At 72.5% G+C, this 24144-nt stretch carries 21 protein-coding genes; 14 read left to right on the top strand and 7 right to left on the bottom strand.

What is annotated here, in order from left to right:
- Positions 1 to 93 precede the first annotated feature (93 nt).
- Positions 94 to 972, bottom strand: coding sequence for a hypothetical protein (locus PV343_RS32640; RefSeq protein WP_319150654.1), 879 nt, complete (start codon positions 970 to 972; stop codon positions 94 to 96).
- Between the two features lie 126 nt (positions 973 to 1098).
- The gene (locus tag PV343_RS32635) at positions 1099 to 3420 is read right to left on the bottom strand and encodes a glycoside hydrolase family 3 N-terminal domain-containing protein (RefSeq protein WP_319150672.1); all 2322 of its coding nucleotides are present in this window, start codon (positions 3418 to 3420) and stop codon (positions 1099 to 1101) included.
- 141 nt (positions 3421 to 3561) lie between these two features.
- Between PV343_RS32635 and PV343_RS32630 the strand changes: the two genes are divergently transcribed.
- The 6 genes from PV343_RS32630 to PV343_RS32605 all read left to right on the top strand — a co-directional run bounded on the left by PV343_RS32630 (position 3562) and on the right by PV343_RS32605 (position 10410).
- A complete protein-coding gene (locus PV343_RS32630; RefSeq protein ID WP_319150653.1) occupies positions 3562 to 4593 on the top strand; it encodes a LacI family DNA-binding transcriptional regulator in 1032 nt (343 codons plus the stop codon).
- Between the two features lie 88 nt (positions 4594 to 4681).
- Entirely contained in the window at positions 4682 to 6031 is a 1350-nt protein-coding gene (locus PV343_RS32625; RefSeq protein ID WP_319150652.1) for an endo-1,4-beta-xylanase, read from the top strand.
- 74 nt (positions 6032 to 6105) lie between these two features.
- Positions 6106 to 7161, top strand: a complete 1056-nt coding sequence (locus tag PV343_RS32620; RefSeq protein ID WP_319150651.1) for an LCP family protein — start codon at positions 6106 to 6108, stop codon at positions 7159 to 7161.
- 72 nt (positions 7162 to 7233) lie between these two features.
- Complete coding sequence (locus PV343_RS32615; RefSeq protein ID WP_319150650.1) at positions 7234 to 8604, top strand: FG-GAP-like repeat-containing protein; 1371 nt, start codon at positions 7234 to 7236, stop codon at positions 8602 to 8604.
- Between the two features lie 150 nt (positions 8605 to 8754).
- Complete coding sequence (locus tag PV343_RS32610; RefSeq protein WP_317444912.1) at positions 8755 to 9111, top strand: YciI family protein; 357 nt, start codon at positions 8755 to 8757, stop codon at positions 9109 to 9111.
- A gap of 45 nt (positions 9112 to 9156) precedes the next feature.
- On the top strand, positions 9157 to 10410 hold the full coding sequence (locus PV343_RS32605; RefSeq protein ID WP_319150649.1) for an RNA polymerase sigma factor: 1254 nt from the start codon (positions 9157 to 9159) through the stop codon (positions 10408 to 10410).
- Between the two features lie 13 nt (positions 10411 to 10423).
- On the opposite strand, the gene PV343_RS32600 is transcribed toward PV343_RS32605, so the two are convergent.
- Entirely contained in the window at positions 10424 to 11590 is a 1167-nt protein-coding gene (locus PV343_RS32600) for a THUMP-like domain-containing protein (protein WP_319150648.1), read from the bottom strand.
- Between the two features lie 91 nt (positions 11591 to 11681).
- Between PV343_RS32600 and PV343_RS32595 the strand changes: the two genes are divergently transcribed.
- From PV343_RS32595 to groL, 4 genes are all read left to right on the top strand, one after another.
- Complete coding sequence (locus PV343_RS32595; RefSeq protein WP_319150647.1) at positions 11682 to 12614, top strand: polysaccharide deacetylase family protein; 933 nt, start codon at positions 11682 to 11684, stop codon at positions 12612 to 12614.
- A 323-nt stretch (positions 12615 to 12937) separates the two neighbouring features.
- Entirely contained in the window at positions 12938 to 13732 is a 795-nt protein-coding gene (locus PV343_RS32590) for a polysaccharide deacetylase family protein (RefSeq protein WP_319150671.1), read from the top strand.
- Positions 13733 to 13962: 230 nt separating this feature from the next.
- Positions 13963 to 14271 carry a co-chaperone GroES gene (gene groES, locus PV343_RS32585; protein ID WP_020132158.1) on the top strand — a complete coding sequence of 103 codons (309 nt, stop codon included), beginning with the start codon at positions 13963 to 13965 and terminating at the stop codon, positions 14269 to 14271.
- Between the two features lie 121 nt (positions 14272 to 14392).
- Complete coding sequence (gene groL / locus PV343_RS32580) at positions 14393 to 16021, top strand: chaperonin GroEL (RefSeq protein ID WP_319150646.1); 1629 nt, start codon at positions 14393 to 14395, stop codon at positions 16019 to 16021.
- Positions 16022 to 16099: 78 nt separating this feature from the next.
- Here groL and PV343_RS32575 read toward each other — a convergent pair whose 3' ends face one another.
- The 3 genes from PV343_RS32575 to PV343_RS32565 all read right to left on the bottom strand — a co-directional run bounded on the left by PV343_RS32575 (position 16100) and on the right by PV343_RS32565 (position 18378).
- On the bottom strand, positions 16100 to 16807 hold the full coding sequence (locus PV343_RS32575) for an ester cyclase (RefSeq protein ID WP_319150645.1): 708 nt from the start codon (positions 16805 to 16807) through the stop codon (positions 16100 to 16102).
- 75 nt (positions 16808 to 16882) lie between these two features.
- Positions 16883 to 17656 carry an SDR family NAD(P)-dependent oxidoreductase gene (locus tag PV343_RS32570; protein WP_319150644.1) on the bottom strand — a complete coding sequence of 258 codons (774 nt, stop codon included), beginning with the start codon at positions 17654 to 17656 and terminating at the stop codon, positions 16883 to 16885.
- Between the two features lie 53 nt (positions 17657 to 17709).
- On the bottom strand, positions 17710 to 18378 hold the full coding sequence (locus PV343_RS32565; protein ID WP_319150643.1) for an MOSC domain-containing protein: 669 nt from the start codon (positions 18376 to 18378) through the stop codon (positions 17710 to 17712).
- Between the two features lie 80 nt (positions 18379 to 18458).
- Here PV343_RS32565 and PV343_RS32560 point away from each other — a divergent pair, with 80 nt between their 5' ends.
- On the top strand, positions 18459 to 19361 hold the full coding sequence (locus PV343_RS32560; RefSeq protein WP_319150642.1) for a LysR family transcriptional regulator: 903 nt from the start codon (positions 18459 to 18461) through the stop codon (positions 19359 to 19361).
- Between the two features lie 110 nt (positions 19362 to 19471).
- Here the strand turns inward: PV343_RS32560 and PV343_RS32555 are convergent, their stop codons facing one another.
- Positions 19472 to 19801: a WhiB family transcriptional regulator gene (locus tag PV343_RS32555; protein WP_319150641.1), complete on the bottom strand. Its 330-nt coding sequence runs from the start codon at positions 19799 to 19801 to the stop codon at positions 19472 to 19474.
- Positions 19802 to 20182: 381 nt separating this feature from the next.
- Here PV343_RS32555 and PV343_RS32550 point away from each other — a divergent pair, with 381 nt between their 5' ends.
- From PV343_RS32550 to guaB, 3 genes are all read left to right on the top strand, one after another.
- Positions 20183 to 20794 carry a response regulator transcription factor gene (locus PV343_RS32550; protein ID WP_003948568.1) on the top strand — a complete coding sequence of 204 codons (612 nt, stop codon included), beginning with the start codon at positions 20183 to 20185 and terminating at the stop codon, positions 20792 to 20794.
- 1011 nt (positions 20795 to 21805) lie between these two features.
- Positions 21806 to 22393, top strand: coding sequence for a sigma-70 family RNA polymerase sigma factor (locus PV343_RS32545; protein ID WP_317444923.1), 588 nt, complete (start codon positions 21806 to 21808; stop codon positions 22391 to 22393).
- A gap of 162 nt (positions 22394 to 22555) precedes the next feature.
- Positions 22556 to 24058 carry an IMP dehydrogenase gene (gene guaB, locus PV343_RS32540; RefSeq protein WP_319150640.1) on the top strand — a complete coding sequence of 501 codons (1503 nt, stop codon included), beginning with the start codon at positions 22556 to 22558 and terminating at the stop codon, positions 24056 to 24058.
- The last annotated feature ends 86 nt before the right edge of the window (positions 24059 to 24144 follow it).

Here is a 24144-nt window from a genome sequence, read left to right as displayed (position 1 = left end):
CTTCCTGCGGGGAAATGCAGGTGCAAGGCCTGCCCGGCGCTCCATCGAACACCCCGCTCCCGGTCTCCGGGGGCGGGGTGTTCTCGTTTCCGGTCAGATCCGCCCGGCGTCGTGCGGCCGGACCGCCTCCGCCTCGGGACCCTCGCCCTCCAGGCCGACGGCGGGAGCCGTCCGCCGCTCCTGCACCTGCGCGTACGCCATCAGGCCGAACAGCACCGCGAGCAGCACCGCCGAGGAACCCGCCGTACCGAGGTCGAGGCCGCCCTTGGCGACCGGCTTGGTGAGGAGGTCACCGGCGGTGGCGCCCAGCGGGCGGGTCAGCACGAAGGCGAACCAGAAGAGCAGGACGTTCGGCACCGCCGGGACCCGCATCAGCGCCACCAGGACCAGCAGCACACCGGTCACCAGCGCCGCGCCGCCCAGGTAGCCGAGCCCGGAGCTGTCGGAGAGGAAGTCGCCCATCGAGGTGCCGAGGGTGTTGGAGACGAGGATCGCCGACCAGAACAGGGCCTCGCCGCGGAAGCTGACGATCTCGGTGATCCGGAACGTCATCCCGCTCAGCTTCCAGCCGAGGAAGATCAGCAGCAGCAGCGAGACCAGGATCGCCGCGCCCTCCGGGTAGCCGAGTCCGAGGCCCTGCGGCCCCCAGCCCAGCTTGGTGGCGCCGTTCGAGAGGTACTTGGTGCTGGCGTCCCGGTTCATGAAGTCGGACATGGTGGTGCCGGCCATGGAGGTCGACAGGATCACCAGCCAGTAGCAGAACGGGTTGTAGCGCGACGAGCGCAACTGGATCACCAGCGTCACCACGAAGACCAGGAACAGGGCGATGGTGGTGAGGAAGTAGCCGAGCTTCAGCGTCTGCGAGAACAGGTCACCGGCCGTCTCGCCCAGGGTGGTGGCGGCGATCTTCATGATCCAGAAGGCCAGAGTCACCTCGGGCAGCTTCTTCATCACGGACTCGGTCGTCGTCAAGGGTGCTCCTGTCGGTCTGGGGGAACCGTGGTCGGACCCCGACCCTGACAGCGGCAACCTGAACGCATCCTGAACGCGTGTGTCCCGAGGTCTTGTGGAAGCGCCCTTTCTGTGGTTTCGCCCGGCTCAGTCCGCCGCCCCGTCCACGACCTCGCACACCACCTCGCACCGCAGCATCCGCTCCGGGCCCACGGTGCGTACCGGGCCCGTCAGCCGCAGCCGGGCCGTGTGCCGCACCTCCGCGCTCGACGGCCCCAACCGCAGCTCCAGCGCCCCCGGTTCGACCACCCGGGCGCCCGAGCGGTCGGTGAAGGCCGACAGGTCGGCGTGGAAGCGGAAGGTCAGCCGCCGGGACTCGCCGGGGGCCAGCTCCAGCCGCCGGTAGCCGATCAGCCGCACGTCGGGCCGGGTCACCGACGCCACCGGGTCGTGCAGGTAGAGCTGCACGACCTCGGCGCCCGCGCGATCGCCCGTGTTGCGCACGGTGACGGGGAGGTCGTACGAGCCGTCCGTGCCCAGCTCGGTGACCCCGGCGCCGGTGCCGCCCTCCCAGGCGAACTCGGTGTACGAGCGGCCGTGGCCGAAGGGGTACAGCGGGGTCGGGTCCAGGCTGCTGACCTCGCCGGCCAGGCCCAGCGGCGGCTGGAGGTAGGTCCAGGGCTGCCCGCCCGGCCCCCGCGGGACGCTCACCGGGAGCCGGCCGGAGGGGTTCACCCGGCCCGACAAAACCCCGGCGACCGCCGGGCCGCCCTCCTCGCCGGGGAAGAACGCCTGCACGACCGCGCCCAGCCGGCCGGCCCAGCGGCCCAGGGCGTACGGACGGCCGGTCAGCAGGACCAGCACGACCGGCACGCCCGTGGCGACCAGCGCGTCCAGCAGTTCGCCCTGCACCCCCGGCAGGCGCAGGTCGGCCACGTCGCAGCCCTCGCCCGAGGTGCCCCGGCCGAACAGGCCGGCCCGGTCCCCGAGGACCGCCACGCACACGTCCGCCTCCGCCGCCCGGGCCACCGCCTCGGCGAAGCCCGCGGTGTCCGGGTCCGTGACCTCGCAGCCGGGCGAGAACGTCACCTTGGCGTCCGGGAGTTCGGCGCGCAGGGACTCCAGGACGGTCGGGATCGCGATGCCCGCCGGGACCCCCGGGTGGTGGGGGAGCACATGGGAGGGGAAGGAGTAGCAGCCGAGCATCGCGAGCGGGTCCGCCGCGCGCGGGCCCACCACCGCGACCCGCGCGCCGGGGGCCAGCGGGAGCAGCCCGCCGGGGTTGTCCAGCAGGACCACCGACTCCTCGGCCAGCCTCCGGGCCAGGGCGCGGTTGCCCGCCGAGTCGAGGTCCACGGTCCCCCACGGTTCCGGCCGCCAGTCCTCGTCCAGCAGGCCCAGCTCGCACTTCTGGAGCAGCACCCGGCGGGCCGCCCTCTCCACCAGTGCCTCCGGGACCCGGCCCGCGCGCACGGCGGTCACCAGCGGTGCGCCGTAGCAGCGCAGGGTCGGCAGTTCGACGTCGATGCCGGCGGCGAGCGCCAGGTGCGCCGCCCCCGCCTCGTCGTCGGCGACCCGGTGCTGGGTGCGCAGGAAGCCGATGCCGTAGTAGTCGGCGACCACCGTGCCGGTGAAGCCCCACTCGTCGCGCAGGAGTTCGGTGAGCAGGCGCGGGTCGGCGGAGACCGGCACGCCGTCGGTCTCGGTGTACGAGGCCATCACCGAGCGCGCGCCGCCCTCCCGCAGCGCCATCTCGAACGGCGGCAGCGTCACGTCGGCGAACTCGCGCACGCCCGCCCGCACGGGAGCGAGGTTGCGGGCGCCCGCCGAGGACGCGTACCCGGCGAAGTGCTTGAGCGTGGCGACGATCCCGGCCGACTCCAGGCCCCGGACATAGGCGGCGCCGACGGTGCCGACCAGGTAGGGGTCCTCGCCGATCGTCTCCTCCACCCGGCCCCAGCGCGGGTCGCGGACCACGTCCAGGACGGGAGCGAGGCCCTGGTGGACGCCGACCGAGCGCAGGTCGTGGCCGATACGCCGGCCCAGCTCCGCCACCAGACCGGGATCGAAGGCCGCGCCCCAGGCCAGCGGTACCGGGTACGCCGTCGCGCCCCAGGCCGTGAAGCCCGCCAGGCACTCCTCGTGGGCGATCGCGGGGATGCCGAAGCGGCCCGCGGCGGCGATCCGGCGCTGGGCGCCCGCCAGGGCCCTGGCACCGACGTCCGGGTCCACCGGCGCGGTGCCGAAGGAGCGGGTCAGCTGGCCGAGGCCGAGGGTGATCAGCTCGTCCCAGTCGTGCTCGGCCGCCATCTCGCGCTGCAGCGGCGCGACCCCCTCGCCGTCCGTGGCCGCGCCCACCCAGACCCCGTAGAGCTGGGCGGTCTTCTCCTCCAGCGTCATCCGGGAGAGCAGGTCGTCGACCCGGGCGGCGGCGGGCAGGGCGTTGTCGCGCCAAGGAGCGGTGGTCATGGAACTCCCGTCGGAGGGGTCGGGGTGCCGGACGTCGGCCCTGGTGCTCACGAATGTTTCGGTCGTAACTCCGAATGTTCCGGGAACCTATGGCGCACGCGCACCTTCGTCAAGAGGGGCCGCAGGGATACGATCGCGGTCATGAAGCCTTCGAAGCCCGCTGAACCGCAGACGGCGACCCTGGCCGAGATCGCCAGGGAGGCCGGGGTCTCCGCTCCGACTGTTTCGAAGGTCCTCAACGGCCGTGCCGACGTCGCCCCGGCGACCCGCGGCCGCGTCGAGGAACTGCTGCGCGCCCACGGCTACCGGCGCCGGCGCGCCGAGGCATCCCGCTCGCCGCTGATCGACCTGGTCTTCCACGAACTGGAGAGCGCCTGGGCGATGGAGGTGATCCGGGGCGTGGAGAACGTGGCCCGGGACGCCGGGCTCAGCGTCGTGCTGTCGGAGTCCGCCGGGCGGCTCACCCCCGGGCGGACCTGGGCCGACCAGGTCGCCGCCCGCCGGCCGCACGGGGTGATCCTGGTGCTGTCCGGGCTCGACGAGTCCCAGCGGGCGCTGCTGACCAGCCGGTCCATCCCGTTCGTGGTGATGGACCCGGCGGGCGATCCCGGCCCGGACGTCCCCTCCATCGGCGCCACCAACTGGCAGGGCGGCTTGGCCGCCACCCGCCACCTGGTGGAACTCGGCCACACCCGGATCGGCGCCATCAGCGGGCCGTCCCGGATGATGTGCAGCCGCGCGCGCGTGGACGGCTACCGGGCGGCCCTGGAGACCGCGGGCCTCCCGGTCGACCCGTCGCTGATCAGGAGCGGGGACTTCCACCACGATTCCGGCTACCGCCTGGGCCTCGACCTGCTGCGCGGCCCCGGCCGGCCCACCGCCGTCTTCGCGGGCAACGACCTCCAGGCGCTGGGGCTGTACGAGGCGGCGCGCGAACTCGGGCTGCGCATTCCCGAGGACCTGAGCGTGGTGGGCTTCGACGACCTGCCGGTCGCCCGCTGGGTGGGGCCGCCGCTGACCACCGTGCGGCAGCCACTGACCGAGATGGCCGAGGCCGCCGCCCGGCTGGTGCTCGAACTCGGGCGCGCCGAGGGCGAGCGGGCGGCGACCCGGGTGGAGCTGGCGACGAGTCTGGTGGTGCGGTCCAGTACCGGAGTGCCTCCGGTCGCGTAGGGGTGCGCGTATTGACGGGTGCCGGGGCCGGCCCCACACTCTCCGAAGCCAGTCGGTTGTTGGACCGAAACTTTCGGAGGCATCCCCCATGCGATCTCTGAGAACAGGCTTATCCCTCGCGGCTCTGCTGACCGGGGCCGCGCTCGTGTTCACAGCCCCCGCCGCGTACGCCGCCGACCCCCCGCTGCGCGACCTGGCCGCCGCCCGGGGCAAGGTCGTCGGCACGGCCGTCACCGGCTCGAAGCTCACCGGCACCTACGGCGCCATCGCCGGCGCGCAGTTCGGCTCGCTGACCCCCGACAACGCCATGAAGTGGGGCTCGGTCGAGCCCACCCGGGGCGGCTTCGACTGGGCCGAGGCCGACCAGATCGTGGCCTTCGCCCAGGCCCACGGTCAGCAGGTGCGCGGCCACACCCTGGTCTGGCACAGCCAGAACCCGAGCTGGCTGACGAACGGCAGCTGGACCCCGGCCCAGCTGAGCGGCCTGCTGCAGAACCACATCAGCACCGAGGTCGGCCGCTACAAGGGCGAGATCGCCGCCTGGGACGTCGTCAACGAGCCCTTCAACGAGGACGGCACCTACCGCACCGGCCTCTGGTACGACGGCCTCGGCTCCGGCTACATCGCCAGCGCCCTCACCTGGGCGCACGCGGCCGATCCGAACGCCAAGCTCTACATCAACGACTACAACGTCGAGGGCGTCGACGCGAAGTCCACCGCCCTGTACAACCTCGTCAAGTCCCTCAAGCAGCAGGGCGTCCCGATCGACGGCGTCGGCCTCCAGGCCCATCTGATCCTCGGCCAGGTGCCCTCGACCCTCCAGCAGAACATCCAGCGCTTCGCCGACCTCGGCGTGGACGTGGCGATCACCGAGCTGGACGTCCGCATGGCCCTGCCCGCCGACAGCGGCGAACTCGCCCAGCAGGCGGCCGACTTCAAGTCGGTCGTGGCCGCGTGCGTCGCGGTGGCCCGCTGCGCCGGCGTCACCGTGTGGGGGTTCGCCGACTCCGACTCCTGGGTGCCGGGCACCTTCCCCGGGTACGGGGCGGCGACGCCGTACGACGAGAACTACGCGCCGAAACCCGCCTACCGCGGCCTCGCGGAGGCGCTGGGCGGCAGCACGACCACCCCGCCCCCGCCCACCGGGGCCTGCACCGCCGCCTACAGCGTGAGCGGCCAGTGGGACAGCGGCTTCACCGGGCAGGTGAAGATCTCCTGTTCGGGCGCGTCACTGGCGTCCTGGAAGGTGAGCTGGACGTACGGCGCGGGCCAGCGGGTCACCCAGGCGTGGAACGCCACCTGCACCCAGTCGGGCGCGGCCGTCTCCTGCGCGAACGCCTCGTACAACGGGGCCGTGCCCGACGGCGGTTCCGTGACGTTCGGGTTCAACGCCTCGTGGAACGGGAGCAATCCGGTGCCCACGGTGACCCTGGGATGAGAATTTCACGAGAAAACCGTCCTTGACGGTCCTCGCTAACAGTCCGCTAATAATTCGGACTTACGTTCCTGCCCGTGACGCGAAAAGAGGAGCAAGGCGAAGCGGGCAGACGGACGGGCCGGCGGTCGCGCGTGCTGAAGGCCGCCGGTCTCGTCCTGGCGGGCGCCCTGGTGCTGGGCACGGCCGCCGCCGGATACGCGTACTGGCACCTGGACCACAACATCACAAGCGTCGACATCGACGGCGCGCTCGGCGGCGACCGCCCGGCCAGGGCGGTGGTCACCCCCTCGGCGAGCGCCTCGGCCCCCGCCGCGCCGCTGCCCACCGGGGCCCTGAACATCCTGGTCCTCGGCTCCGACTCGCGCAGCGGCAAGGCCAACAGGAAGCTCGGCGGGGGTGACAGCACCGGCGCCCGCTCCGACACGGCGATGGTCGTGCACATCGACGCCGGGCGGACCTCGGCGACGGTCGTCAGCATCCCGCGCGACACCCTGGTCACCCGCCCCTCCTGCCCGCTGCCGTCCGGCGGCTCCAGCGCGGTGGCCCACCAGGTCATGTTCAACACCGCCTACGCGCTGGGCGGACCGGTGTGCGCGGTGAAGACCGTCGAGTCGATCACCGGCGTCCGCATGGACCACTACATGGAGGTCGACTTCTCGGGCTTCGCCAAGCTGGTGGACGCGCTCGGCGGGGTCGACATCACCACCGCCCAGGACATCGACGACGACAAAAGCCGGCTGCATCTCAAGGCCGGCACCCACCACCTGAACGGCACCCGCGCGCTCGCCCTCGCCCGCACCCGGTACGGCGTGGGCGACCGCAGCGACCTCGGCCGCATAGGACTCCAGCAGAAACTCGTCAAAGCCCTGCTCGCGCAGATGGCGCGGACCAGCCTGCTCACCGATCCCGCCCGGCTCTACAAGGTCGCCGACGCCGCCACCGCCGGCCTCACCACCGACACCGGCCTGGACTCCCTGGGCGAACTGTCCAGCCTCGGGCGGAGCCTGAAGGGCCTGACGGCCGACCGGGTGCGCACGGTGGTGATGCCGTGGCTGACGGCACCCTCCGACCGCAACCGGGTGGTGGCGAGGGAGCCGGCTGCCGGCCGGTTGTGGGCGTCACTGCGCTGACGTCTACAACCAAAGTCCTTGCGGGGGAGTCTCGTTACCGTGTTCGAGTCACGGCAACGAGAGGGTCTAGTGGTGTTCTCCGTACGTTCGCACGCCCGTTGGGCGGTTCCCCTGGTGCTGGGCATGGCCTCGCTCGGCGTCGTCGCGCCCCCGGCGTCCGCGTCCGGGGGCGTCGCACCCGTCCGCGACGACTTCAACGGCGACGGATACGCCGACCTGGCTGTCGGCGCCCCGAACGGGACGGTCGGCGGACAGTCCGGGGCGGGCTACGTCGCCGTGATGTACGGCGGTCCGCACGGGCTGTCCACGAGCCACCGCACGATCATCAGCAGGGCCACGGCCGGGATTCCCGGCAGCCCGGCCAAGAACCAGAAGTTCGGCCTGCAGGTGTCCAAGGGCGACCTCGACGGCGACGGCCGCGCGGACCTCGTCGTCGGCACCGCCTCCTCGTCCGCCGACGCGGTCGTGGTCTGGGGCGGCCCGCACGGGCTGTCCGGCGGTACGTCGATCCGCGCCACGAACACCCAGACCGGCGACTTCGACGGCGACGGACGCCTCGACCTCGCCGTGTTCCGCAGCGGCTTCGCCACCGGCGACGACCCGATCGGCACCACCGCCACCCTCTGGAAGGGTCCGCTCAAGCGCACCGGCACCCCGGCCGGCAAGACCCCGCTCGACCCCGATTACCTGCGGTACCTCGACGTCCACGACGGCGTCACCGGCGACCTCAACGGCGACGGCCGCACCGACCTGGCCCTGACCTCCTACTGCGGCGACGGCAGCCACTGCGTCGAGGTGTACGTCAGCGGCCCCTCCGGACTCACCCGGGTCACCGACTACCCCGGCGGCGACGGCCCGGCCGCGATCGGCGACCTCGACGGCGACGGCTACGACGACCTGGTCACCGCCTTCTCGGAGGACGAGCGCATCTCGGTGGCGTACGGCTCGCCCTCCGGGCTGGGCGACAGGGACACCTGGCGGACGTACACGCAGAACACGCCCGGCGTCCCCGGCGCCACGGAGGAGGGTGACAGGTTCGGCGCCTCGATCGCCGTCGGTGACATCACCGGCGACGGCATCGCCGACGTGGCGGTCGGCGCGCCGGGCGAGAACACGGGCGAGGGCGTCGTCGACGTGCTGCGCGGCGGCCGCTCCGGGCTGACCGGCACCGGCGCCCAGGCCTTCACGCAGAACACCGCGGGGGTTCCCGGCAGCGCCGAGCCGTACGACGGCTTCGGGTACGCCGTCCGGCTGCTCGACATCAGCGGCGACCGGCACGCCGACCTTGCCGCCGCCGCACCCTACGAGGACGGCGGGAACGGCACGGTCTGGGTGCTGCGCGGACAGTCGTCGGGCGTGGTGACCGGCGCGGCGCTCGCGTTCGGCGGGAAGGCGGTGGGCGCGCCGTACGCGAAGGCGGGGTTCGGGTTCGAGCTGAAGTAAGGGGCCGGCGGCACGCGGGACGCGGTGTGCCGGACCCCGGAAAAATATTTCTGGGGATTCTCCGGGGACGTGTCGATCCGGGTGTCTCCCGTTCGACGCATGGGTGAGCGGCGGGGACAAGGCCCCGCCGCCCCGACCGGAGGAGCCACCATGCCCCGCTACCTGTCCCTCATCCGCATCGACGAGAACTCCGCCCCCGCCGAGGGCCCCAGCGAGGAGCTGATGCGGCGGATGGGCGAGCTGATCGAGGAGATCACCAAGGCCGGCGTCATGCTCGACACCGCCGGCCTCACTCCCACGGCGCAGGGCACCCGCGTGCACTGGGAGGGCGGCCGGATCTCGGTCACCGACGGACCCTTCACAGAGTCCAAGGAGGTCATCGGCGGCTACGCGATCATGCAGTGCAAGGACAAGGCCGAGGCCTTGGAGTGGACCAAGCGCTTCCTGCAGGTCCACGAGGAGTTCTGGACCGTCACCTGCGAGGTCCGGGAGATCGCGGAGGGCTGAGGTCTCCCTGGCGCACGGCCGCCCGGGGGTGTTGCATGGTGGGCTGTGGAATCACAGCCCACCGCGGCGCACGCGATCGAGACCGTCTTCCGCCTGGAGTCCCCGCGGATCGTCGCCGGCGTCGCCCGCATCGTGCGGGACGTCGGCATCGCCGAGGAACTGGCGCAGGACGCGCTCGTCGCGGCGATGGAACAGTGGCCCCGGGACGGCGTGCCCGGCAACCCCGGCGCCTGGCTCATGGCCACCGCCCGGCACCGCGCCGTCGACCTCGTCCGGCGCCGCGAGACGTACGCCCGCAAGCTCGCCGAGATCGGCCGGGACCTGGAGACCACCGCCCCGCCCGAGGAGCCCGCCGACCCCGAGGACATCGACGACGACCTGCTGCGGCTCGTCTTCACCACCTGCCATCCGGTGCTGTCCCCGGAGGCCCGCACCGCGCTCACCCTGCGGCTGCTCGGCGGCCTGACCACGGCCGAGATCGCCCGTGCCTTCCTCGTCCCGGAGCCCACGGTCGCCCAGCGCGTCGTCCGCGCCAAGCGCACCCTGGCGACCAGGAACGTCGCCTTCGAGGTGCCCTACGGCCCCGACCGCGAGGCCCGCCTGGGCTCGGTCCTGGACGTCATCTACCTGATCTTCAACGAGGGGTACGCGGCCACCGCGGGCGACGACCTGCTGCGGCCCGGGCTGTGCGAGGACGCGCTGCGCCTGGCCCGGGTGCTGTCCACGCTGATGCCCAAGGAGCCCGAGGTGCACGGGCTGACCGCGCTGCTGGAGTTCCAGGCCTCCCGCGCCGCGGCCCGCACCGGCCCCGACGGCACACCGGTGCTGCTGAAGGACCAGAACCGGCGCCGCTGGAACCGCATGCTCATCGCCCGCGGCGTGCAGGCCCTCGCCCGCGCCGACGCCACCGGCACCGGCGCTCCCGGCCCCTACGGCCTCCAGGCCGCCATCGCCGCCTGTCACGCGCACGCGTACACCTACGAGGAGACCGACTGGCGGACCATCGCCACCCTGTACGGGCTGCTCGCGGCCCGCTCCCCGTCCCCGGTCGTCGAGCTCAACCGGGCCGTCGCCGTGTCGATGACCGACGGCCCCGCCGAGGGCCTGCGGCTGGTGGACGCGCTCGCGGCGGAACCCGCCCTGCGCGACTACCACCTGCTCCCCAGCGTGCGCGGCGACCTGCTGACCCGGCTGGGCCGCACGGCGGAGGCCCGCGCGGAGTTCGCCCGCGCGGCGTCCCTGACCCGCAACGCACGCGAACGCGCGCTCCTGCTGAGCCGGGCCGCCGGCGACGGCTGAGCGGGCGCGTGTGTCAGCGGGCCGGGTGGCCGAGCAGCATGGTGGGGGCGCCCGCGACACGGGTGAGGAAGACCGTGGCGGAGTTCGGGCCCTGGGGCCTGACCTTCCTGCGCAGTTCCTCCGGCTCGACCGCCGAGCCCCGCTTCTTCACCGTCAGGACGCCCACCTCGCGCTCCCGCAGCAGGGCCTTCAGCCGCTTCACGTTGAACGGGAGCCGGTCCGTGATCTCGTAGGCGGTGGCGTACGGCGTCGGGCGCAGCGCGTCGGCGGTGACGTACGCGATCGTCGCGTCGAGGAGGCCGCCGCCGACCTCCTCGGCCACCTCGGCGACCAGGTGGGCGCGGATGACGGCGCCGTCGGGCTCGTACAGGTACCGCCCCACCGGCCGCACCTCCGGGTCGGGCAGGCCGCGTCCCGGCAGGGTGCGCGGGCCCGGCAGCAGCGTGGCCCGCACAGTGCCCGGCGCGCCGGCCCCGAACCACAGCACGGCCTCTTTCACGTCCCCGCCGTCCGAGATCCACTCGGCCTCCGCCTCGGCGGGGATCGCCTCGTGCGGGATGCCGGGCGCGATCTTCAGCGCGGCGCGGGGAGCGCCGAGCGCCGTCTCCACCGCCCACGACAGGGGCGGTGAGTAGGCCTCGGGGTCGAAGATCCGGCCCCGCCCGCCGCGCCGCGCGGGGTCCACGAACACGGCGTCGTACCCCTGGGTGCTCACCTCCGTGACGTCCGCCTCGCGCACCTCGATCAGCCCGTCGAGCCCCAGCGCCGCCGCGTTCGCCCGCGCCGCGGCCGCCGCCAGCGGGTCCCGGTCCACGGCCAGCACCCGGATGCCGGCCCGGGCCAGCGCGATCGCGTCGCCGCCGATCCCGCAGCACAGGTCGGCGACCGAGGTCACGCCCAGGTCCTTCATCCGGTCCGCCCGGTACGCCGCCACGCTCGCCCGGGTCGACTGCTCGACCCCGTTCGGCGTGAAGAACATCCGCCCCGCGTCCCCGGCCCCGAACTTCGCGGCCGCCCGCTGCCGCAGCCGGGCCTGTCCGAGCGCCGCCGACACCAGGTCGGCCGGGTGCTCGCGGCGCAGCCGGGTGGCGACGGACAGCTCCCGTGCGGGGTCGGTGTCGCGCACCTCGTCGAGGAGGGCGCGGCCTTCGGGGGTGAGGAGGAGGGCGAGGTCGTTCACCGGGTCATTGTGGGCCAGTCGGTGGACGGTGCGCTTGCGGGCGGCGGTGTCGGCCCGGGTTCGGCGCCGCGGCCTGCGAGGATCCGGCACCATGCGAGTCGTAGTACAAAATGACAAATTTCGGGCACGGCTCCAGCGAGTCGTCCTCCGCAGCGGGCTGGCCGCCCTGGCCTGCGCCGCCGTCGCCTCCGGCTGCTCCGCCCCGGGCACGGACTCCGGCTCCGGGGGCGCCCCCGGCCGGCAGCCCGGCCAGGGCGGCCCCGACCGCCCCACGGACCCCCGGGCGCGCCTCGCCGCCGAGCACGAGCGCCTGGTCGCCGCCGCCCGGCGCTGGAACCTGGACCAGGTGCCGCTCACGCCGCCGGCCCCGCCGGCCGTCAGGCCGAGGATCACCCCACGCGCCGGCTTCGAGGTGGACGGCCAGCAGGAGGAGAACCTGCCCCCGGTCTTCACCACCGTTCCGACCAGGCAGAAGGTCGTGTTCCTCACCATCGACGACGGTGACGACAAGGACCCGGACTTCCTGCGCATGATGAGCGACCTGAAGGTCCCGTACTCGGCGTTCCTCAGCAACTACCTCGTCAAGAACGACTACGGCTACTTCCGCAGGATGCAGGCCGAGGGCCACACCCTCAACAACCACACCCTCACCCATCCCTACCTGCCCGGTCTCTCCTACGAGGAGCAGAAGGACGAGATCTGCGGCATGCAGGCCATCATGAAGAAGCAGTTCGGCAAGGCGCCGACGGTCTTCCGGCCGCCCTACGGCGACTACAACGGCGACACCCTGCGCGCCGCCAAGTCCTGCGGGATCAAATACGCGCCCATCTGGGACGAGGAGGTCTTCGTCGACCACTGGGAGTACCGCGACGACGACCGCAGCCTGCACCCCGGCGACATCGTGCTCACCCACTTCCGCGGCCGCAACGACTGGAACGGCACGATGGTCGACGACATGCGCCGCTTCCTGAACAAGGTCACGCGTGACGGGTACGCCGTGGCGCGCCTGGAGGACTACCTGTGAGGCGCGGGGGGCCGACGGGGGGTGACGGGCGGGCCCCGCGGGTCCTACGAGCCCCGCGGGCCCGGCGGCACCGGCGTACCGGGTCCGCCACGCCGGAGCCGGCACCCGGGCCGGGGCCGAAGCCGCGGCCTGGGCCGGTGTCGTGGCGGGGGTGGGTCTCTGGCGACGAGCGCGGCGGTGGGCGCGACCGTGGGCCTGGTGGCGTGCGGGCCGGGCGCGACGGTGGGCGTGGTGGTGCGCGGGCCGGGCGCGACGGTGGGCGTGGTGGGGCGCGGGCCGGGCGGTCCGGGACCGGCGCGCCGCGGGCCGGTCCGGCCGCCGCGCTGGGTGCCGCCCTCGCCTCGGTCCTCCTGCTCGCCGGCTGCGCCCAGTCCGTCGACCCCATCGAACGCCTGGGCAAGCGCGCGGCCCAGGGGGTACGGGCGTCGAGCCCGGCCGGGGACCAGGTCTACCGCCGGTGGGGCCTGGCCGCCCCGCTCGCCGCGCCGCCCAGCCACCCGGCCCGGCCGCTGACGGCCCAGCGCCCGGGCACCTCGCCGCTCCGGGTGGTGCACCGCGTCGCCACCTCCGACAAGGTCGTCTTCCTCACCTACGACGACGGCGCCGAACGGGACCCGCGCTTCGTCGACATGGTCCGCGACCTGCGGCTGCCGGTCAGCTTCTTCCTGACCGACAGCGTCGTGGGCCCGGGCTACGGCCACTTCGCCCGGCTGCGCGCGGTGGGCGCCGGCATCGAGAACCACACCCTGGACCATCCGGCGATGGCCGGACTGCCGTACGCCGGGCAGCGCGCGGAGATCTGCGGCCAGCAGGAGAAGCTGAGGTCCCGTTTCGGCCTGCGCCCCCGCCTCTTCCGCCCGCCCTACGGCACGTACGACACCACGACCCTGCGCGCCGCCGCCGACTGCGGCGTCTCCGCGCTCGTGCTGTGGCGCGCCGCCATGACCTCCGACGGCATCACCTACGCCAGGGGCGCCCACCGCCTGGGGCCCGGCGACATCGTCCTCGTCGGCCCCGACGAGGCCACGGGCCCCGACTTCAAGGAGCGCACGCGCCGCCTGCTGCGCGAGGCGCAGGCCCGGGGCCTGACCGTGGGACGCCTCGAGGACTACCTGTAGGACGCCCGGCACTCCGGGGGCCGGCCGGGGCCGATGATCCACGACGCGCCGCCGTAATTGGCACTCCGCTTGACCGAGTGCTAACCCCGGTCATAGTCTCGGCTTTGGCACTCCCCCCTGGAGAGTGCCAAATACGCGACGGGCAGGTCCGGCACCCGCGACGACGGATCCACCTGGTCGCCACCTCAGACAGTTAACCCCGTGAGATCTCCGAAGGGGGAGGTCGGATCGTGACGACCACCAGCTCCAAGGTTGCCATCAAGCCGCTCGAGGACCGCATCGTGGTCCAGCCGCTCGACGCCGAGCAGACCACCGCCTCTGGCCTGGTCATCCCGGACACCGCGAAGGAGAAGCCCCAGGAGGGCGCCGTCCTCGCCGTGGGCCCGGGCCGTTTCGAGAACGGCGAGCGCCTTCCGCTCGACGTCAAGGTCGGCGACGTCGTCCTGTACAGCAAGTACGGCGGCACCGAGGTGAAGTACAACGGCGAGGAGTACCTCGTCCTCTCGGCTCGCGACGTCCTCGCGATCATCGAGAAGTAGTCACCTCGAGCACCTTTTGCTCTTGACCTGCGCCCCTGGCCCCCGCGACCGATAACGAAGCCGGGCGCCCGGGGCGCAGTCGTCTTTACACCCACAGATTTCCGAGAGGGCTTCCGCTGTCATGGCGAAGATTCTGAAGTTCGACGAGGACGCCCGTCGCGCCCTTGAGCGCGGCGTCAACAAGCTGGCCGACACGGTGAAGGTGACGATCGGCCCCAAGGGCCGCAACGTCGTCATCGACAAGAAGTTCGGCGCCCCCACCATCACCAACGACGGTGTCACGATCGCCCGTGAGGTCGAGATCGACGACCCGTACGAGAACCTCGGCGCGCAGCTGGTGAAGGAGGTGGCGACCAAGACCAACGACATCGCTGGTGACGGCACCACCACCGCCACGGTGCTCGCCCAGGCGCTGGTGCGCGAGGGCCTGAAGAACGTCGCCGCCGGCGCCTCCCCGGCCGCCCTCAAGAAGGGCATCGACGCCGCGGTCAAGGCCGTCTCCGACGAGCTCCTCGCCTCGGCCCGCCCGATCGACGAGAAGTCCGACATCGCCGCCGTGGCCGCGCTGTCCGCCCAGGACCAGCAGGTCGGCGAGCTGATCGCCGAGGCGATGGACAAGGTCGGCAAGGACGGTGTCATCACCGTCGAGGAGTCCAACACCTTCGGTCTGGAGCTGGACTTCACCGAGGGCATGGCCTTCGACAAGGGCTACCTGTCGCCGTACTTCGTCACGGACCAGGAGCGCATGGAGGCCGTCCTCGACGACCCCTACATCCTCATCAACCAGGGCAAGGTCAGCTCCATCCAGGACCTGCTGCCGCTGCTGGAGAAGGTCATCCAGGCCGGCGCCTCCAAGCCCCTGCTGATCATCGCCGAGGACGTCGAGGGCGAGGCCCTGTCGACCCTGGTCGTCAACAAGATCCGCGGCACCTTCAACGCCGTCGCGGTGAAGGCCCCGGGCTTCGGTGACCGCCGCAAGGCCATGCTGCAGGACATCGCCACCCTCACCGGCGGCACCGTCATCTCCGAGGAGGTCGGCCTCAAGCTCGACCAGGTCGGCCTCGACGTGCTGGGCTCCGCCCGCCGCGTGACCGTCACCAAGGACGACACCACGATCGTCGACGGCGGCGGCGACTCCGCCGACGTCGCGGGCCGCATCGGCCAGATCAAGGCCGAGATCGAGAACACCGACTCCGACTGGGACCGCGAGAAGCTCCAGGAGCGCCTCGCGAAGCTGGCCGGCGGCGTGTGCGTGATCAAGGTCGGCGCCGCCACCGAGGTGGAGCTGAAGGAGAAGAAGCACCGTCTGGAGGACGCCATCTCCGCGACCCGCGCCGCGGTCGAGGAGGGCATCGTCTCCGGTGGTGGCTCCGCTCTGGTCCACGCCGTCAAGGTCCTCGAGGGCAACCTCGACAAGACCGGCGACGAGGCCACGGGTGTCGCGGTCGTCCGCCGCGCCGCCGTCGAGCCGCTGCGCTGGATCGCCGAGAACGCCGGCCTCGAGGGCTACGTGATCGTCTCCAAGGTGGCCGAGCTCGACAAGGGCAACGGCTACAACGCCGCCACCGGCGAGTACGGCGACCTGGTCAAGGCCGGCGTCATCGACCCGGTCAAGGTCACCCGCTCCGCCCTGGAGAACGCCGCCTCCATCGCCTCCCTCCTCCTGACGACCGAGACCCTGGTCGTCGAGAAGAAGGAAGAGGAGCCGGCCGAGGCGGGCCACGGCCACGGTCACGGCCACTCCCACTAGTCTCGCGCCGACCCCAGCCGAACAGCCGGTGCCCGGCACCCCCTCGGGGGTGCCGGGCACCGGCCGTCCGGTCCCGTCCTACCGCTCCAGCTCGTCCAGCGCCCCGAGCTGCTGCATCAGCCCCAGCTGATCGTCCTGCCACCAGATTTCGGTGATCTTGCCGTGGGGGCCGAAGCGGAAGAGGGTCATGCCGGTCATGGTGACCTGGCGGCCGGTCGCCGGGATGCCCAGGAAGTCGCCCTTGTGGGTCGCGTGCCAGGTCCAGCGGGCGCAGGCCTGGTCGCCCTGGGCCAGCACGTCGTCGACGATGAAGGCGAAGTCGAACGCGCCGCGCCACATCCGGTACTCGGCGCGGACGCCGTCCAGGCCGATGGTGTCCTGCGGGTTCACCGGGTCGTGGCTGTGGATGTCCTCGTCCAGCAGGTCGTTGAGCGGCGGCAGCTCGCCCTCGCTCTCCAGGGCCGCGAAGAGCCGCCGTACGGCATCGAGGCCCAACTGCTCGTCCCTGACGACGTCCAGGTCCGTGAACGTCGGCATCTCGTCGCACAGCGCGACCATGTCCTGGAAGATCTTGCCGGTCTCCGGCAGGTTCGAGTTCCGCATCGCCTCCTCGTACGACGGGAACTCCACCACCTCGACGATGTGCGACGCGTCCGAGCGGTCCTTGCCGACGACCGCGTGCGTCGCCGTACGCCGTCCTTTGCTCTGCGTGACCCAGTCGTCCAAGAGCCGGTTCATCTCGTCCAGCCGGCTCGTCCTGCACTCGATGAGCTGTACGAAGGTCATGTCCCACCGCCTCCGGCCCCCCTGGTCCGGTACCGACCCGACCATTTTCCCACCGGAGCGGCGGCACCACCCGTCCTACTGGGGGCCGTACTTGCGCCCCGTCCGCGAGCTGATGCCGCCCATGAGCCCGCGCGGGGCGACCTTCACCAGACCCATCAGCGCCTTGTAGCGCGGGTCCGGGATCGACAGCGACTTCCCGCGCGCGAGGTCCGCGAGCGCCGCCGCGACCAGCTTGTCCGCGTCCAGCCACATCCAGCCCGGGATGTTGTCCGTGCCCATCCCGGCCCGCTGGTGGAACTCGGTGCGCACGAAGCCCGGGCACAGCGCCATCAGGCGGACGCCCGAACCGGCCAGGTCCTTGGCCGCGCCCTGGGTGAACTGCACGACCCACGCCTTCGACGCGCCGTACGTGCCCCGCGGCAGGAAGGCCGCCACCGAGGCGACGTTCACCACCCCGCCGCGACCGCGCTCGCGCATCGCCGCGGACGCCGCGGACGTCAGCCGCAGCACCGCCTCGCAGTGCACCTTGAGCATCCGCAGCTCGTCGGTCATGGAGACGTCCAGGTAGCGGCCCTTGTTGCCGAAGCCGGCGTTGTTGATCAGCAGGTCGACCGGCTTCTTGCGGTCCCCGAGCCGGTCGGCCACCGTCTCGATGCCCTTGTCCTCGGCGAGGTCGGCGGTCAGCACCTCCACCTCGACGCCGTGCCGGTCGTGCAGCTCGGTCGCCTGCTCGTGCAGCCGTGTGGTGTCCCGGGCGACCAGGACGAGGTCATGCCCGTCAGCCGCCAGCCGCCGCGCGAACGCGGCACCGATTCCCGCGGTCGATCCCGTAATCAGAGCCGTTGTCATGGCCCAAGGGTAGTGACCCGGACCGACAGCGTCCGCTCCCTCGTGACGCCTTCTCAGCGGGCCTGAGCGGCCATGTACCTGCGGGCCGCGGCCAGCGTCTCGGCGTGCAGGGCGGCGCCCGCCACGAGCAACCCCGGCAGCAGGTTCCGCTCGGTGGTGACCGCGCGGAACTGCAGCGCCGCCGTCACCGCGTGGTCCGGCCGGTGCACGATCTCGATCGGATCGCCCGCCCGTATCTCACCCGGTTCGATCACCCGCAGGTAGGCACCGGTCACGCCCTTCCGGGTGAACCTCTTCACCCAGCCCCGCTCGCCCAGATGGCCCTGAAACGTACGGCACGGGATCCGCCCCGAGGTGACCTCCAGAACCAGCCCGGAACCGATTCTCCAGCGCTCGCCGATCAGCGCCCCGGAGACGTCCAGACCCTCGGTCGTGAGGTTCTCGCCGAAGCAACCGCTGGGCAGCGCCCGGCCCAGTTCGCGCTCCCACGCGTCGAGGTCCTCGCGCGCGTAGGCGTACACGGCCTGGTCGTCGCCCCCGTGATGACGCGTGTCGCACACCGCGTCCCCGGCGACGCCGCTCGCGCCGACGCCCTTGGGCCCGGGCGCCGCCACCCGCACCGGCTGGTCGACCGGCTGCTTGTCGATGCCCGTCACGCCCTCGGGCTGGTCGGTGTACGGCACCGGCCGCGGGCGGCCGACGTTGAGCGAGAGAACCTTCATGCCCGAACGGTACGGGACCGGTTCCCAAAGCGTCGACGCAATATTGGCCGCCGTACCCAAGCCGGGCTTATGCTTGACGGGTGATCGAGGCCCGTCATCTCCGCGTCCTGCGCGCCGTCGCCACCACCGGCTCCTTCTCCGCGGCGGGGCGGGAACTGGGCTGCACCCAGCCGGCCGTCAGCCAGCAGATGAAGGCCCTGGAGACCTCCGTCGGCACCCCGCTGCTGGTGCGCACCGGCCGCGAGATGCGCCTCACCCAGGCCGGCGAGGCCCTGGTCAGACACGCCTCCGGGATCCTCGCGGGGCTCACCGCCGCCGAGGAGGAGGTCGCCGCCATCGCCGGTCTGCGGGCCGGCCGGGTCCGTCTGGTCTCCTTCCCGAGCGGCAGCTCCACCCTGGTCCCCACCGCCCTGGCCGCCCTGCGCGCCGCCCACCCCGGCACCCGGGTCTCCCTGGAGGAGGCCGAGCCCCCCAAGTCCGTCGGACTGCTGCGCGAGGGCGACTGCGACCTGGCCCTGGCCTTCCGCTACGAGGGGGCCGCGGTGGCCGAGGACTGGGACGACCTCGTCGTACGCCCCCTGCTGGTGGACCGCCTCGTGGCCCTCGTGCCGGAGCGGCACCGGCTCGCGCGCGCGGAGTCCGTTGCCATCGGCGAGCTGGCCCGGGAACCCTGGATCGCGGGCTGCCCGCGCTGCCGGGGCCAGCTCGTGGAGGTGTGCGAGGGCGCCGGCTTCACGCCCCGCATCGACTTCGCGACGGACGACTACCCGGCCGTCGTCGGCCTGGTCGGCGCCGGTCTCGGGGTGGCCGTCCTGCCGCAGCTCGCGGTGGACTCGGTGCGGCCCAGGGGGGTGCGCACAGTGGCGCTGGAGCCGGTCGTGCGGCGTCAGATCGTCGCCCTCACCCTGCCCGACCTGGCACAGGTGCCGGCCGTGGCGGCGACGCTGGAACAGCTGGCCCGGGCGGCGGGACGCGCCGCCTGACGAGCGCCCCGGGGGCGGGGCCGCGGGCAAGGGTCTTGGGCACGCACGTGGCGTGCCCAATGGCGGTACGGAAGAGCACCCGGCGGTCCGTGGGTGCAGAAACGTTTCCTTCAGTGATGCGAGGCGTGGTCGCCGCCGGTGGAAGAAGCCGCCACCAAGCGGTTGCGCGCCCGCCCCATCAACTCCTCACGCTCGTCCTCGGTCAGGCCGCCCCAGACCCCGTACGGCTCGCGCACCGCCAGGGCATGTGCCGCGCACTCCGCGCGGACCGGGCACCTCATGCAGACCTCCTTGGCCGAGTTCTCGCGAGCGCTCCGAGCCGCCCCGCGCTCGCCCTCAGGGTGAAAGAAGAGCGAGCTGTCCACGCCGCGGCAGGCAGCCAGCAGCTGCCAGTCCCACAGGTCCGCGTTCGGTCCGGGAAGGCGGGAGAAATCTGCCATTACGTGACCCCTTGTAGCCGTTCTGGGCGGATACGGTGCCAACGACCGTACATCTCCGGTCTAAGGAGATGAAAATATGACTCATTGCGAATCTAGCTCCAGACACCGAGAAACGGGACCAAAAACGGCTAAATGGGGCACGGGTTGTGATGAAAAGTTGAGGGTCGGACGGCCATGTCTGCACCGTGTCGGCTCCCTCACGTAGAGTGCCGAAGACGGCAGGTGGCCCCGTAACTCTTTCGAGTGACCGTCGTTGAGAGTGCGGAGGCGGTTGAAAACACAAGTGCTCGGGCAGGCGTCCGAGACGTTCGACCGCACAGGTGACGATTCCGTACCAGCCTGGAGGCTCAAGGTGACGCGCATCAGCTGCGGAGGGCGGTCATGACATCCGTCCTCGTCTGCGACGACTCCCCGCTTGCCCGAGAGGCGCTCCGCCGCGCGGTAGCGACCGTGCCCGGCGTCGAGCGCGTGACGACGGCGGCCAACGGCGAGGAAGTCCTCCGCCGCTGGGGCGCCGACCGCTCCGACCTCATCCTGATGGATGTACGCATGCCCGGCCTGGGCGGCGTCGAGACCGTGCGCCGGCTGCTGTCCGCCGATCCCGGCGCGCGCATCATCATGCTCACGGTGGCCGAGGACCTGGACGGCGTGGCCCTCGCGGTCGCCGCCGGCGCCCGGGGCTACCTGCACAAGGACGCCTCGCGCGCGGAGCTGCGGGCCACCGTGACCCAGGCCCTCGCCGACCCGACCTGGCGGCTGGCCCCGCGCCGCCTCCGCTCGGCCGAGATGGGCGCGGCGCCCACGCTCACCGCGCGTGAGATCCAGGTGCTCGAGGGCATGAGCCACGGCCGCTCCAACGCCGAGATCGGCCGCGAGCTGTTCCTCTCCGAGGACACCGTCAAGACGCACGCGCGCCGCCTGTTCAAGAAGCTCGGCGCCTCGGACCGGGCGCACGCGGTGGCCCTCGGCTTCCGCTGGGGCCTGGTCCGCTAGGAAGGACGCGTCCCGCCGGGCAGGCGGGGCGATCCGGCACCGGCCGCACCGCCGGGCCGGAAGCCGGTCCGCCTCCTCCCGCCGGAGCGGGGCGGTCTCCCGGCGTCCAGGCGCTCACGGGGCACGCGCGCGGCATGCCTCGGCCGAGGCGTCCGGGTCCGGCCGCCGGGACGGACACCGCGCGACGCCACAAGGACGGACGGGCCCGCGGGGCCGAGTGAACCACTCGCCCCGGGGCGTCCCTCCCGGTCGCCCCCGCGTACCGCCGTACCGCCGTGCGGCGATGTCTGTGCCCGCGCGAACCTCCGGGAGCTGTCCCGGTCGCCCGCGCACGTGGATGTGAGGCGCTTTCGCGGACCGGCCCCGGCCACTCCGCGGATGCCTGAGACACGCCGCTCGCCGGCCTTCCGGCCCGGGCGGGAACGGAGGGTGCCCCGTGCCGGTGCCACGACCCGCTTCCGGGGCGGGCCCGACCCACCCCTGGGCGAAGTCCGGACGGCTTCCGAGCGCGTGCACGCGCGCGAGGCGTCACGGAGTCGCCGGTGCGAGGCGTCGCACGGCGACCCGGGTGACGACTCGTGCGACGAGCCGGCCGGAGCTACATGGGATGCGTCACGCGGTGACCCGTGCGGGCCGGGCGCCCTGGCACGGAGCGGCGCGCGGACGTCCCGGACGGCCGCTCCCCGCGGTGCCCGCGCCGGTGCACCGTGACCGGCCGCGACGGCGCTGTCCGGGGCCGTCGGGAGGCGCGGCGTCGGGACGTCGGCGGGCCGGACGCACGGCACCGCCGGACGCGGTGGCGCGGACCGCGTACGACTGTCCGCCGGACACCCCGTGCTCGTTTCGCCGCGGATGCCGCATCCTTGAGATGTGGAGTCTCTCGGGGACGAGTCGGTCGAGCGGAAGGGGAGGGCGCAGGGAATGAGTGCCGGCGCACCTGCTCATAACGCTTCGGTGCACAACCACGAACACGATGCGACGGGCCGCACGGCCGCAGGGCACCATGGACCGATGCGCGACGACGAGGCGGGCACGGCCCACGGGGCGATCGGTGCCCTCGTGCACCGTGCCGTCGACGGGGACGCGCAGGCCACGCACGACCTGCTCGCGCACGTCCACCCGCTCGCGCTGCGCTACTGCCGCACCCGGCTGTCCCGGCTCCCCGGCGACGCGCGCCACTTCGTCGAGGACCTCGCCCAAGAGGTCTGCGTCGCGGTCCTGCTCGCCCTGCCGCGCTACCGCGACACCGGCCGCCCCTTCGAGGCCTTCGTCTTCGCCATCGCCTCACACAAGGTCGCCGACCTGCAACGTGCCGCGATGCGCCACCCCGGCTCCACGGTCGTCCCCTCGGACGAGATGCCGGAGCGCCCCGACGACTCCCTCGGCCCCGAGGAGCGCGCCCTGCTCAGCAGCGACGCCGAGTGGGCCAAGAAACTGCTGGCCAACCTCCCGGAGAACCAGCGCGAACTGCTCCTGCTGCGCATCGCCGTAGGCTTGACCGCGGAGGAGACGGGGCAGATGTTGGGAATGTCACCCGGCGCCGTACGGGTGGCCCAGCACCGCGCGCTGAGCCGCCTTCGCGCGCTCGCCGAGCAGTGACACCCCGGGGACGAGCACCCCGGCCCCTCTTCTGAACGGTCGCGCTCCCGCTTCCGTACGAACATACGAAGCCTGAAGCGACCCCGTACCGTGGAATTTGCTGACGACGCTTCCCGTTAGCATGGACATCCGCACCGATCAAGGCCATTTGGGGAAGGTGTCATGACTGCAAACGTCGACGGAGTGCCCGGTAAATTCGCGACACTCGGGCTGACCTACGACGACGTGCTGCTGCTGCCGGGCGCATCCGAGGTGCTCCCCAACGCGGTCGACACCTCGTCCCGCATCTCCCGCAATGTCCGGGTCAACATCCCGCTGCTGTCCGCGGCGATGGACAAGGTGACCGAGTCCCGCATGGCCATCGCCATGGCCCGGCTCGGCGGCGTCGGCGTGCTGCACCGCAACCTGTCCGTCGAGGACCAGGTCAACCAGGTCGACCTGGTGAAGCGGTCCGAGTCCGGCATGGTCACCGACCCGATCACGGTGCACCCGGAGGCCACGCTCGCCGAGGCGGACGCGCTCTGCGCCAAGTTCCGCATCAGCGGCGTCCCGGTCACCGACCCGGCCGGCAAGCTGCTGGGCATCGTGACCAACCGCGACATGGCCTTCGAGAGCGACCGCACGCGCCAGGTGCGCGAGGTCATGACTCCCATGCCGCTGGTCACCGGCAAGGTCGGCATCTCCGGGCCCGACGCCATGGAGCTGCTGCGCAAGCACAAGATCGAGAAGCTTCCGCTGGTCGACGACGCGGGCGTCCTCAAGGGCCTGATCACGGTCAAGGACTTCGTCAAGGCGGAGAAGTACCCGAACGCCGCCAAGGACGCCGAGGGCCGGCTGCTCGTCGGTGCCGCCGTCGGCGCCAGCCCCGAGGCGCTGGAGCGCGCCCAGGCGCTGGCCGCGGCCGGTGTGGACTTCCTGGTCGTCGACACCTCGCACGGCCACAACAGCAACGCGCTCAGCTGGATGTCGAAGATCAAGTCGGCCGTGGACGTCGACGTGATCGGCGGCAACGTGGCCACCCGCGACGGCGCCCAGGCGCTCATCGACGCCGGTGTCGACGGCATCAAGGTCGGCGTCGGTCCCGGCTCGATCTGCACCACCCGCGTGGTCGCCGGCATCGGCGTCCCGCAGGTCACCGCCATCTACGAGGCCTCCCTCGCGGCGCGCGCCGCGGGCATCCCGCTGATCGGCGACGGTGGTCTGCAGTACTCCGGCGACATCGGCAAGGCGCTCGCCGCCGGTGCCGACACGGTCATGCTGGGCAGCCTCCTCGCCGGTTGCGAGGAGTCGCCGGGCGAGCTGCTGTTCATCAACGGCAAGCAGTTCAAGTCGTACCGCGGCATGGGCTCGCTGGGCGCCATGCAGTCCCGCGGCCAGGGCCGGTCGTACTCGAAGGACCGCTACTTCCAGGCCGAGGTCGCCTCCGACGACAAGCTCGTGCCCGAGGGCGTCGAGGGCCAGGTGCCCTACCGCGGCCCGCTCTCCAACGTGCTGCACCAGCTCGTCGGCGGCCTGCGCCAGACCATGGGCTACGTGGGCGCCGCCACCATCGAGGAGATGGAGTCCAAGGGCCGCTTCGTGCGGATCACCTCGGCGGGCCTGAAGGAGAGCCACCCGCACGACATCCAGATGACGGTCGAGGCGCCGAACTACAGCAGGAAGTGAGCACGCGCGGCGACGCGCGCGCACGCGTGACGGCAGCGTGACGGCAGCGCGAGGGCGGTCCCGGGGCATCCGGGGCCGCCCTTGTC

This window comes from Streptomyces sp. WI03-4A (assembly GCF_033792105.1).
Taxonomy (GTDB): Bacteria; Actinomycetota; Actinomycetes; order Streptomycetales; family Streptomycetaceae; genus Streptomyces; species Streptomyces collinus_A.
Note: the sequence above shows the minus strand (reverse complement) of the source record. Positions and strands in the feature narration are given on the sequence as shown.

Excerpts from the sequence above, each read along its gene's own strand:
- PV343_RS32635 (WP_319150672.1), bottom strand. The coding sequence starts at position 3,420 with ATGACCACCGCTCCTTGGCGCGACAACGCCCTGCCCGCCGCCGCCCGG.
- PV343_RS32575 (WP_319150645.1), bottom strand. The coding sequence starts at position 16,807 with ATGACCTTCGTACAGCTCATCGAGTGCAGGACGAGCCGGCTGGACGAG.
- PV343_RS32570 (WP_319150644.1), bottom strand. The coding sequence starts at position 17,656 with ATGACAACGGCTCTGATTACGGGATCGACCGCGGGAATCGGTGCCGCG.
- PV343_RS32550 (WP_003948568.1), top strand. The coding sequence starts at position 20,183 with ATGACATCCGTCCTCGTCTGCGACGACTCCCCGCTTGCCCGAGAGGCG.
- guaB (WP_319150640.1), top strand. The coding sequence starts at position 22,556 with ATGACTGCAAACGTCGACGGAGTGCCCGGTAAATTCGCGACACTCGGG.
- PV343_RS32595 (WP_319150647.1), top strand. The coding sequence starts at position 11,682 with ATGCGAGTCGTAGTACAAAATGACAAATTTCGGGCACGGCTCCAGCGA.
- PV343_RS32555 (WP_319150641.1), bottom strand. The coding sequence starts at position 19,801 with ATGGCAGATTTCTCCCGCCTTCCCGGACCGAACGCGGACCTGTGGGAC.
- PV343_RS32610 (WP_317444912.1), top strand. The coding sequence starts at position 8,755 with ATGCCCCGCTACCTGTCCCTCATCCGCATCGACGAGAACTCCGCCCCC.
- PV343_RS32545 (WP_317444923.1), top strand. The coding sequence starts at position 21,806 with ATGCGCGACGACGAGGCGGGCACGGCCCACGGGGCGATCGGTGCCCTC.
- PV343_RS32565 (WP_319150643.1), bottom strand. The coding sequence starts at position 18,378 with ATGAAGGTTCTCTCGCTCAACGTCGGCCGCCCGCGGCCGGTGCCGTAC.
- PV343_RS32625 (WP_319150652.1), top strand. The coding sequence starts at position 4,682 with ATGCGATCTCTGAGAACAGGCTTATCCCTCGCGGCTCTGCTGACCGGG.
- groL (WP_319150646.1), top strand. The coding sequence starts at position 14,393 with ATGGCGAAGATTCTGAAGTTCGACGAGGACGCCCGTCGCGCCCTTGAG.
- PV343_RS32630 (WP_319150653.1), top strand. The coding sequence starts at position 3,562 with ATGAAGCCTTCGAAGCCCGCTGAACCGCAGACGGCGACCCTGGCCGAG.